The organism is Yoonia sp. 208BN28-4 (genome assembly GCF_037543925.1).
Taxonomy (GTDB): domain Bacteria; phylum Pseudomonadota; class Alphaproteobacteria; order Rhodobacterales; family Rhodobacteraceae; genus Yoonia.
In genome coordinates this window covers 59,362-70,811 of sequence record NZ_JBBIFY010000005.1, presented here as the reverse complement: position 1 = coordinate 70,811, position 11,450 = coordinate 59,362, and the positions used below count along the sequence as shown (strand labels likewise).

Annotated in this window: 2 protein-coding genes; one reads left to right on the top strand and one right to left on the bottom strand. The window is 59.9% G+C overall.

The genetic code is table 11. The features are described 5' to 3' along the window. Nucleotides 1-9,903, bottom strand: a 9,903-nt coding sequence (locus V8J84_RS16520; protein ID WP_339933228.1) for a DUF7507 domain-containing protein, incomplete at its 3' end; no start/stop codon positions are given. Nucleotides 9,904-10,508: 605 nt separating this feature from the next. Between V8J84_RS16520 and V8J84_RS16515 the strand changes: the two genes are divergently transcribed. Beyond that, on the top strand, nucleotides 10,509-11,429 hold the full coding sequence (locus tag V8J84_RS16515; protein ID WP_339933226.1) for a helix-turn-helix domain-containing protein: 921 nt from the start codon (nucleotides 10,509-10,511) through the stop codon (nucleotides 11,427-11,429). Nucleotides 11,430-11,450 lie beyond the last annotated feature (21 nt).

Genomic DNA, 11,450 nt, shown 5'->3' with positions numbered 1-11,450 from the left:
ATTCCCCGTGTTCGTCACCACAAACGTATAACTAATCACATCAGACGTATCATCATACGTCCCCATCGTCCCAGACGTCACACTCTTAACCAATCCCAACCCAGGACGCTGATCAGCTGGGACGCTGACAACATCGTCTGGCGATGTGACGTTGGCGATGCCGCCCGGATAGGTCGGGCCGGGCACGACAGGCTGCGTCACAGATGCAGAGGCCGTGTTCACCACATTGCCTGTGTCCAGATCATCTTGCGTCACGCGGTATTCGGCTGTGCAGGTGATCGTCGCATCGGGTGCAAGCCGCCCGCCGATGGCTTGGGTACAAAAGACCGGCGCCTTGTCATCGGCCACGCTGATGGGCGCAGTAATGGTGATATTGCCCGTGTTGCTGACGATATATTGATAGCTGATGATATCGCGCACAGCGAAGAAGTCCTGCCCGCCCGTCGCCGATTTTGCGATGCTGAGCGTTGGCAGTTGTTCAGGTCCGGTCAGGGTGATTTCGACATCATCACCAACCGGCGTGTTCAGCGTGGTCTGACCGCTGACCGTGGCCATATTGGTCAGGGTGCCGCGATCAATATCAGGCTGTGTAATTTCATAGCTGCCCGCAATCGGACCGGCAGGTGCGTCACAAGTGCTTGTCGTCACACCCGGCAAAAGACTGTCGATCGTGCAATCCAGCCCGATCATCGCGTCAACAACACGCAGGTTTTCCAGCGTGACGTTGCCATCGTTCTCAACTGTCAGGCTGAAGTTTTCGATGCTCCGCAAAGCGCCAAAGGTGCCAGAGCCGTCCGTATCGGTTTTCGTGAGTGTCACCGAAGGCATTTCAGCGGGACCGGGCACAATGATGCCGGAGCGACCACTGATCGCGGGAATACCCTCAAAGCTGGTCGCGGCGGTCGCAGAGTTTGCACGCGAGCCTGCGTCCACATCATCCTGCGTCACCGCATAATCGCCTTCACACATCAGCGTGCCCATCGGCGCCAGCGGCCCCGGCTGACAAATAATCGTGCCACCGGCATTTGTGATCAGCGGATCATCGATTACAACAGGTTCGGTGATCGTGACATTGCCCGTGTTCGTCACAAGGAACTGGTAGGTCAGCACATCGGTAGCAACTGTAAACGAGGGCCCGCCGCGCAGCAGCGACTTGGCCAGCGTGATCGACGGGGTCGGCGTGATATCCAGCGTCGTCGGATCATTGACCGTGTTCCCGTCACCATCGTCGCCATTGTCCGTCACGTCAGTGATCGGGGTGCCATCCGGCGGCGTGCCCACGGCGGTTGCAGTGTTTGCAATACCGCCTGCGTCGATGTCCTCTTGTTGCAGGACATAGCTGACAGTGTATGTCGCGGTTTCGCCCACTTGCAGCGTGCCGTTAGAAGAACCCAATGTCGCACGCGAAAATGTCGGGCCACTGGTCAGCGACAATGGCGTATTGCCCGCGTCAGCACGGGTAAGCGTATCGCTCTGGATCGCGACATCGGTCAGCGTCACATCGCCGGTGTTGGTCACGCGAATGTCGAATGTCACAGCCTCGTTGACCGTCACAGTCGATGAGGTGATGACCTTTTCAGCATTGATCGCAGGAGCCTGTGGCGTGGTCAGTGTGGTCGGGTCGTTTTCGGTGTTGCCGTCCGTGTCGTCACCGTTGTCCGTCACATCGGTGATCGGTGTGCCGTCCGGCGGCGTGCCCACGGCGGTCGCAATGTTGGCGATGCCGCCCGCGTCAATATCCTCTTGTTGCAGGACATAGCTGGCGGTGTAGGTCGCAGTTTCACCCACCTTCAACGTGCCCGCAACAGAGCCTTGATCAGCCCTGCCAAACGTAGGCCCGCTTGACAGTGACAACGGCGTGTTGGCCGCGTCGGCGCGGGTCAGCGTATCGCTCTGGATCGCGACATTGTTCAGCGTCACATCGCCTGTGTTGGTCACGCGGATTTCAAAGGCCACACGATCATTCAGTGCCGCCCCGGTCGAAGTGATGACCTTCTCGGCGTTGATCCCCGGCATCTGGTCAATCACCAGTTCTGTTGGGTCGTTTGTTGTGTTTCCGTCGGTGTCGTTTGCGTTGTCGGAGATGTCTGTGACGGGGGAGCCTGTGGGGGGTGTGCCTGTGGCTGTGGCGGTGTTTGTGATGCCGCCTGCGTCGATGTCATCTTGCGTCAGCACGTAGCTTGCGCGGTAGGTTGCGGTTTCGCCCACTTGCAGCGTGCCTGCGGGGGAGCCGTCTGTCGCGGCAAAGAACGCGGGGCCACTGGCCAGTGTCAGCGGCGTGGCGGCGGTATCGTTGCGGGTCAGCACGTCGCTGGCAATCGCCACCGCGTCCAGCGTCACATTGCCGGTGTTGGTCACGCGGATCTCGAACCGGACCGTGTCGGTCACGGCTGCGGTGGTCGAGGTGATGACCTTCTCGGCCTCGATCGCGGGGGCCGGTGTGACCTGCACCACGGTCGGCGTGTCAGTGGTCGCCGGATCAACGCCGTTGTCGGAGATATCAAAGACGGGCGTGTCCAGCAGATCGGTCGTTGCCGCACGGATCGAGTTCGAGATCCCGCCTGCATCAATATCGTCCTGCGTCAGGGCATAGCGCACCTCGTAGGTCCAGACCTCGCCGACCGACAACAGGCTGTCATCGCCGGTATCGCCCGACAGGAACTGCGCGGTGGGGGCCGGGGTCACCACGGTGGTGTCCAGACGGGTCAGCGTGTCGGTCAGCACCGGGGCGCGCAGGGTCACATTGCCGGTGTTGGTCACGGTGACGGGGAACACGATCTCGGCATTGGGCACCAGATCGGCTGGCAGCACCACGTCCTTGATCGCCACCAGCGCAGGCGCCGGGGCAACCGGCGTCACGCTGGCATCATCGGTCTGCGGGGCGGGCGGTGTCAGGCCAAAGCGGGGCGTGCCGGTGACCGTGGCTTCGTTGGTCAGCGTGATGTTCAGGTCGATATCGGCCTGTGTCACGCGGTAGGTCGCGGTCAGGTTTTGCGTCCCACCCGGCGCCAGCGTGGCAATCACGCCGCCATCCGACAGCGCCAGCGGGCCGGTGCCTGCAGCGGTGGTCTGCTGGTCGATGACCGTCACATTGTCCAGCGTCACGGTGCCGGTGTTGGTGACCACATAGGTGTAGGTGATCAGGTCATCCACCTGCACGCCGCTGCTGACCGAGGCCATCTTGTCCAGCGTCAGCGATGTGCGCCGGTCGCTGTTGACTGTCGCACTGGCCTGCGGGGCCACAAGCGGCGCGCCGCCCAGCGGGTTGGCCACAGTGGCATCCGCCAGATTGGTGACAAAGCCCCTGTCCACATCCGCCTGCGTGACCGCATAGGTGCCGCGGCAGGTCAGCTCGCCCGTGGGCAGCAGCCCGCCGGCGGGCAGCGCGTCACAGACCACCGTTGCGATCTTGTCGTCGGTCACATCCGGCGTGGCCGTGATGGTGATGTTGCCGGTGTTAAGCAGCGTATAGGTGTAGCTGATCGTCTGGCCTTCGGCGTCGAACACAGGTGCTGCGCCATCCACCTCGTCCACCGATTTGGCCAGCGCAATCCCAGGCGCACGCGCGGGGCCTGCGTTGCGGATGGTGTCGCTGTCCTGCACCGTGGCACCCCCTGCCCCGGCTGGTGTGCCGGGCACGGCCACAGCCGTGGCCTCGTTCAGGATAAAGCCGCGGTCGATGTCCGATTGCTGCACCTCGTAGGTGAACGCCACGCTGCGGTCGGTCTCGCCGGGCAACAGCGTGCCGATGGTGCGCGTGTCACCGGGCAGCAGGATATCGGTTACCGTGCTGCTGGTCAGCGTCACGTTGCCGGTGTTGGTCACCGCGATGTCAAAGACCAGTTGCTGGCCCGGATCAGTAAAGGCCGGCTGGCCTGCCACTGGCGGGTTGCGCAGCGTCTTGACCACATCGACCAGCGGCGCATCGGCCACGACATCCTGATCGGCCGTGCCGGTGCCGGTCACGTCTTCGCCCTGCGGGTTGGTGCCCATGGCCGTGGCCGTGTTGCCCAGCACCTGCGCGTCGATATCCGACTGCAGCACCGTATAGGTGCCGGTACAGGTCACCGCATCACCCGGCGCCAGCACAATATTGGACGGCGCGGGATTGCCACCGACCGTACAGGCCAGCACAGGGATCCGCGGATCGGTCACAACCACGCCCGACACCGTCTGGTTACCGGTGTTGGTCGTCACAATGGTGTAGTCCAGCACGTCATCCACCTGCGCGGGATCAGGATCGCGCGGACCGCTGACAGTCTTGTCCACGCTCAGCGCGGGCAGCGCCTCGCCGACCACGGTCACCGACTGCGGCGGAGAGACCACCAGCGTGGTGCCAAACACCGTCTCGCCGGTGGCATTGTTGGTCACAAATCCGTCGTCCAGACCGGCAGCCACCGCGTCCAGATCGTCCTGCGTCACCAGATAGGTCGCCTGACAGGTGACCTCGTTGGGCAGCGCGCCAGAGGACACAGGCTGCAGCGATGGCAGGCTGTCGCGCGCGGTCATGTAGCATTCGATCGCGTCAATCGACCCGTCGGGATTAAGGAACTTGTCATCGACGATGAAGATATCGCTGGCAAAGGCCGGCGGCGCGGACCCACCACCCCCCGTAGAGGTGTTGCGCACCGTGTAGGTATAGACGATCGGATCGCCCACAGCCGCAAAGGTCGCCACATCCGCCGTCTTGGTGATGCTCAGCGCGGGGTCCACATTATCAGGGATCGTCTCGGAGGCCGGCGGGCTGTCCACCGTCGGGCTGGTGGCAAAGGCCACGTTGGTCAGGCTGCCCAGACGCACGTCATCGGCCGTGATCGTATAGGTGCCGGTGCAGGAAATCGCCGTGCCCGGCGCCAGATCGCCCGGGTCACAGACAAAGCGGCCGGTCAGGCTGTCGACAATCTCGATCGGGCCGACAGCGGTCTGGTTGCCGGTGTTCTCCACGTCAAACCGGTAGGTCACCACATTGGGATCAGAGAACACATTGGGCACCAGCGACACAAAGCTCTTGACCGTCTCAAGCGCAGGCAGCTGCACCGCGTTCACAACAACACTGTCCTCGGGCGAGGTCACAGTGGTCCCGTCAAACACCGTCGCGGCATCGGCCGTGTTCTCAAACGACCCGCGGTCAATGTCACCCTGCTCCGGCGACCATGTGCCCGTGCAGCTGGCACTCGCCCCCGGTGCCAGACCCGCCGCCGCACATTCAAACGGCGCACCCACCGCAGGATCATCCACAAACACAGGCGCCGTCGTCGTCACATTCCCCGTGTTCGTCACCACAAACGTATAACTAATCACATCAGACGTATCATCATACGTCCCCATCGTCCCAGACGTCACACTCTTAACCAATCCCAACCCAGGACGCTGATCAGCTGGGACAATCACCGTATCGGTGGCAGAGCGCACAATCACAGGTGTGGCGGGGTTCGTGGTGCCGGTGATCACGGATTGCGCGACCTCGGCGAAAGCCACGTTGGCCACGCCGCCGTCATCATCCACGTCATCCAGATCGGGTTGCGTGACAGCATATGTGGCCGTGCAGGTGATGAATTCTGTCGGCTCAAGGCGCAGGCCGGGTGCCTGCACGCAAGACACAGTTGTCTTGTCGTCTTCGACACTGATAGGCGCGGTGATCGTGATGTTGCCCGTATTGGTGACGATATACTGATACGTGATCTCGTCGCCGACAGCCGTGTAGTTGGCCCCCGATGTGGCCGTTTTCGCAATGCCAAGCGCGGGCAGTTGTTCCGGCCCGTTCAAGGTCAGGGAAACAGTGTCTGTCACAGGGGTATTCCGGGTCGTTTCAGCCGAAACGGTTGCCGTGTTCATCAGTCCGCCTGCGTCAATATCGGCTTGCTGGACGGTATAGGTGCCGGACAGGTTTTGTGTCGGGACATCACATTGGGTTGTCCCGAAGCCAGGCAAAAGACTGTTGATCGTACAGTCCAGTCCGATCATCGCGTCGACCACACGCAGGTTTTCCAGCGTGACGTTGCCGGTGTTGGTGACAAGCAGGTTATAAGTCTCGATGCTGTCTTTTGCCCCGAAGGTGCCAACGGGTGCGCCATCAAACTTCTCGATCCGCACGCCGGGCATCTCGGCGGGGCCGTTCACCACCTCAGTGGCACTTTGCATGATCGTCTGGCCACCGCCGCTGGCCGTGACATCGGCAGTGTTGGTGATCACGCCCGCGTCCACGTCATCTTGGATGATAGTGTAATTGGCGGTGCAGCTATCGGACGTACCCGGCGCAAGCGTGCCAATGTTACAGGTCAGATCAGGGTCAAAGAAATCATCCGTAATGGTCACACCGGTCAAGGTGACGTTGCCGGTGTTGCGCGCGGTCAGGGTAAAGCTGACCACATCGTCCTTGGCGGTGAACGGCGCATCCGCCACTTTTTCCAGCACGATGCGGGGGTTGCGTGTGGGGCCTGTCACCATTGCCGTGGCTGGTGCGTTTGGTGTGTCGGTCGCCGTGGCCACCGCGTTGTTGGTAAAGCTGCCCGCATCAATCAGCGCCTGATCAACCGTCAACTGCGCGGTGCAGCTTCTATCGGTGATCCCCGGCGCGATACTGGGGATCGTGCAGGTGGTGCCAAGATCGGTATCAGTGACCAGAACATTGGTCAGCGTGACGTTACCGGTGTTAGTCACACCAAAGGTATAGGTGATCTGGTCGTCCAGCGCATAGGTCGCCTGAGACGGGGTCTTGGTCATGGTCATCGCGCGGTTGATCGCAGACACGGGCCGCGTGATCGTGGCTTGCGCGGTGCGCTCCGGGATGGTGATGCCGGTTTGCCCGACACCCGTGGCCGAGGCTGTGTTGGTAAACGTCCCGCGGTCCATGTCATCTTGGGTGGTCGTGTAGACACCGGTACAGGATCCCACGTTTTCAGGCGGGAAGCGCGCAGGGCGCAGGCCGGAGATCGTACAGCTGAAACCGGGGATCGCGGGGTCGGTCACCGTGACCGTGGCGATCCGCTGTTCAGACGTATTTGTTGCGGTGAACGTGAATGTCACCGGCTGGTTGGCGCCTGTGAATGTCGGGCTATCGGGCGATTTTGCCAGCGTGAAATCGGGCACCACGTTTGTCAGCACGCGGGTCGATGCCTCTGGGCTGGTGTAAAGCGTGGGAACACCATTGCGCGAGAACGTATAGCTGGCCGTGGCCGTGTTATCGATAAAGCCACGGTTGATATCGGCCTGACGCACTTGATAGGTGCCGGTGCAGACAAAGGATGTGGGCCCTTGCGGGTCTTGCGTAGAAAAGAGCGTGGGCGAAGGTTGTGCAGAACAATCCACGCCACCCGCAGGCGCGTTGTTATCGATCAGCGCATCCGCAATCGAGATCGGCTCGCCGGCGGAAATAGTGCGGCCACCAACATTGGTGATCGTGAAGGTATAGGCCACGATATCGCCCACGGCGTTGAACTCGCCCGTGCCACCGGTGGAGTTGGCATCGTCCACCGCCTTGACCAGCACCAGTTCAGGCTCACCCGCTTGCGGGATGGACACGCTGTCGGTTGGCGATTGCGTGGTGCCCGATGTGGCAAACGCCACGTTGGTGACGAACCCCGCCAGCGCGTCGGCCAGCGTGATGGTATAGTCTGCGGTACAAATCCGCGTGCCACCCGCCGCAAGCGTGCCGCTGCCACAGGCAAAGGGTGCGTCGAACTTGTCATCGTCAATCAGGATCGGGTCGGTCAGCTCCACGTTGCCGGTGTTCTGAACGGTATAGGTGTAGGTCACAGTCTGGTTGGCTGCGAAAATGGCAGGCTCTTGTGCGGTCTTGACGATCGACATCGCTGGCATCTGGTCGGCCAGCACTGTCTCCGAAGCTGTCACCGGCGTCAGCGGATTGCCGTCAGGCCCGTCAGCGGCAACCGTGGCTGTGTTCACAACCTGCCCTGCGTTCAGATCGCCTTGCAGAATGGTGTAGGGATCAGATGTACAAACCAGAGACGCCCCCGGCGCAAGATCACCCACAGGGCAATTCGGCGCGGCTTTGTTGTCGGTGACTGTCACGTTCGACAACGTGACGTTGCCGGTGTTGCGCACGGTAAAGCGATAGGTCAGCTGATCGGTGGTGGCTGCAAACGGCTCTGGCCCCGACAGCAGGTCTTTCACAACCGTGAAGGCAGGGTTTTGCACCGCAGGCACAGTCGCAAGGCTGGGTGTGCTGGTCGCGGTCACGCCATTGACCGTGATCGATGCGGTGGCAGAGTTATCAACCTGCCCCGCGTTCAGGTCAGGCAGACCCGCCGTGTAAGTGGCCGTACAGGTCACACTGCGGTTCACACGCACAGCACCCGCCGGACAGGATACCGGAATGCCAAGGCTGTCATTGATCGTTGGCGGACCCGGCCACGTGACATTGCCGGTGTTGGTCACAACAAAGCGGTAGGGAATGGCGTCGCCAGCCGCATCAAAATCCGCAACCTGAGCTGTCTTCTCGATCGTCAGCGCGGGCATGGCGTCCGGACCTGTGATCGTATCAGTTGCGGTATCGGCTACGACGGAGTTGTCGGGATCGCGCGCTGTAACCAGTGCGGAATTGGTCAACGGCATCCCGGCGGCCGAGCGGTCAACGTCATCTTGTGTCGTCTGGTATGTTCCAGTGCAGGTCGCAGTATTGTCCGTGTTGTCAACGCTAAGCGGCAGAAGTTCGGCGATCGTGCATGACAAGCCCGGTATCTTTGGGTCGATCACAACGACATTGGTCAGCGTGGTGTTTCCAGTGTTCGCAATAGTGAAATCATAGGTCACCGTCTCTAGCGGTCCGCTGAACGATGCAGACCGCGCATCCTTTTCAAGCGAAATGCTTGGCATAGAAACCGGACCGGTGATCGTCACCTCATCGGTCAACTCGCCCAGCGTGCCGAATTCGGGCGTACCGTTGGCGCGCGCTATGTTGGTGACAGTGCCGTTATCGATATCGTCCTGCGTAATTGTGTAGGTCGCGGAACACCGCGCACGGCTGGGTTCGGTCGCAGTGCCGCGCCGCGTGCGTGGCAACTCTGTCGGGGAACATGCCACCGGCCCGATAATATCATCGACAACTGTGACGTCCTCGATATCGACCGACCCAATGTTGCCCACCACATAGTCATAGGTGATAATATCACCCACAGCCGAATAGGTCAGATCACCACCGCGCACGGTTTTCTCAAGCTCGTAGCCCGGCGCAACGGTCTCAAGATCGGGGCGCGGCAGGCTGTCGCCACGGGTGAAATCCCAGCGGTTGTCATCGGGGTCATTGTCACGCACCTGCGTCGTGGTGCTTTCCGTTGTCAGGATGTTATTGAGCAACGCCGCGTTCGTGGACGAAAACCAGCCGGTGTTGAATGTGTTATTACCAAAGCCGGTAACAAGACCAAAGCTTTGCGTCCCGGAATTGTTTGTCCGGTCCGTTATCCGGTTCGACCAGTTGCCGACGTCAAAACCGTTCAGCACCAATGTAATGTCGTTATAATCAAACCCGCGACGCGGGTCCGTGGCAGACGTACCTTGCGTGTCACCGTCATAGGCGGAAAAGCGGATATCGACGCGTGCCAGCGATCCACCGAAATAATCGGCACAGGACCGGAATCCGCAATTCAGGCCGATCGGGTCATTGATGGTAAACGGGTTACCACGGAACCGACTGGGGCTGCCGCGGAACTGGAACCCGATAAATGCACCATCAGGATCAGAGAACTGGTAATAGATGTTTCCGTTCGCACCGGTCAGCACGATCACAACACCACCAGCACCAGGGTATTCATCAGGCAGGGCGACACCGGTGCCGGGGACAGTTTCGGTAAAGGGCGTGGCGCCTGATGGCAGCGGAACCGCAAACATCGCCAACGTCAAAAGCAGCACACAATACGACTGTAGCTTTTGGATAGTTCTATACACGCCTAGTCCCCCTGACCTGCTCAATCCGTGGCGGCCTTTTTTTGGTTGGCCTTATCGTCATGAAGCCTGCCAGTGGGTCAAGGGGAGGATTGGCGGCTTCCCCTCACAACCATAGGGGATATCCGCCGACTGTGGCTTTGAGGTCGCAGAATCGGCCGCGATTCGGGCGATCCCCGTTGCGTTGCCCAATTTTTGACCGTTCGGCGGGGTATCGTCTTGTTAATATTTGCGTTGGATAACAAGACGTTAATAGACAAAACGCAGGGGGTCACCTCAAAACAAAGAAAACCTTGCCATAGTCATGGTGTTTCGGGCTATATAGACCCCAATACCATGAATAAGCAGCGCAAAGCTGTGGGTTGAGGCGGCACCCCAATGCGGGACACAGATCAGATACTATCGCAGAGAACTTCCGCGACAGATACCCCCCCATCAGACCCGTAGCGCGGGAAGGATAGTGATGTAACAAAAGCAACAAAGCCGAGCGGCGGCAACCACTCGGCTTTATCTAAAACAACCTAGGTCAGCTGTTCGTTTTCACAGTTTCAGAATAGCGACCCAAACAATGACGCGCAAGTTATATCCTTGCCGCGCACGAGGGAATTATGTCTGAGCAACTTCAATTTGATCGTAAAAAAGGGTTCGTCGCCCTGCCCGTCGATGTCCTCGACATGGACCTGTCACCCGGCGCTTTCCGCACACTGGTCGAGCTTTGCCGCATGGCCAACCGCGAAGGTTTTTGCTGGCCGTCGCTCGCCCAACTGGCGGAAAAACTGGGCCGGTCCAAAGCATCCATCTCGGGCTACCTGAAAGACCTGCGGGACGCTGCATTAATCGAAACGCAAGAACAGCGCACGGCGAACGGCTACAACTACCGCCTGAAATACCGCGTGACGTTCTGGCAGGATTGGCGCGGCTCTCTGCGTGGTCAAACTACTCAAAAACCTGAACGCAGTGTTCAGCCCATTGAACGCCTTGAAGAGTCTAAAAACCATATCCATAAAACCCATTCACTGCCTGCGGCAGCAGAGGGCATTGATCAAATTCTGAAAGCTTGGGGCGATTGCTTTCGTGGCGCCCCCTACCCCACCGCTGCGAAATTCCCGTCAGAACAGCTCATCGCGACAAGCGCTGATATGGTCAATCTTGGAGTTCAGCTTGAGACAATTATATCCGCGGATATTGAGGCTGAACTTTCATCGTTTTTCCAAAGATTGCGGATCATGCCAAGCGATGCAGACATGAAAACCTTGTCGAAACATGTGCGCGACAAGCGCTATTCCACCGACGAATTCACGTTCATCTGCGCCGCGATCAGCAAAGCCTGGCCCGCCCATTGGCGCAAACCACCCACGCCCGATCAGTTTGAAAAGCTGGCGGCGGATGTCGGGCTGACACCGACGGCGCGCAAGTTTGACCTTCTCAAAAGCTACATTTCGCGATGGGCCATGGCGGAAAATGCCTTGCAGTTACGGGGGCCATCGGGTTCTTTGGCGGCCAAACAAGGCGGTATTCATGCCGCATAGAAACTCTATATCCGTGGATAT